Origin of the sequence: Lactobacillus sp. HBUAS51381, assembly GCF_012641095.1 — a bacterium.
In the GTDB taxonomy this organism is placed as follows: Bacteria; Bacillota; Bacilli; order Lactobacillales; family Lactobacillaceae; genus Levilactobacillus.
This window is the reverse complement of record NZ_JAAVSC010000084.1, coordinates 1-606: the sequence shown is the minus strand read 5'-3', so window position 1 is coordinate 606 and position 606 is coordinate 1. Positions and strand designations below refer to the sequence as shown.

1 protein-coding gene is annotated in these 606 nt (G+C 45.4%); it reads right to left on the bottom strand.

Features of this window, described 5'->3' with window-relative positions:
- A partial coding sequence (locus tag HEQ50_RS12605) for a hypothetical protein (RefSeq protein WP_370520160.1) occupies nt 1-536 on the bottom strand: 536 nt, incomplete at its 3' end.
- Nucleotides 537-606 lie beyond the last annotated feature (70 nt).

Sequence of the window (606 nt, the reverse complement as noted above, 5' to 3'; positions counted from 1 at the left end):
TCAATTGTTGGCTGTGAACCCGGTTGCCCAGCATCAATCGTTGTTTCAACACCATTACCATCCGGTAAAGTCACATTCGAATCGCCAGGTTCAATCGTCTTTTCACTGACGGTCTTACCATCCTTTTGTTCCGTGACCTTCCCTTCACCTGTTGCCGGATCATAGGTGTACGTAGTTGTACTCCCGTCATTCCAGACTTTGGTGACCTTGGTAACATTGCCAGTTGAGTCTTTGGTTGTGGTCGTCACATTGTTCGACTCATCGATATCTTTGTGAGTCGTATAATGCTCAATCGTTGGTTGTGAACCTGGTTGTCCTACATCAACCGTCGTTTCAACATCACTACCATCTGGCAAGGTCACAGTCGAATCGCCAGGTTCAATTGTCTTTTCACTAACGATCTTACCATCCTTTTGTTCCGTAACCTCTTGTTCACCCGTCTTAGGATCATAGGTATACGTGGTCGTACTCCCATCATGCCAGACTTTAGTAACCTTGGTAACATTACCAGTTGAATCTTTGGTTATGGTTGTCACATTGTTCGACTCATCGGTATCTTTGTGGGTTGTATAGTGTTCAATTGTTGGCTGTGAACCCGGTTGCCCA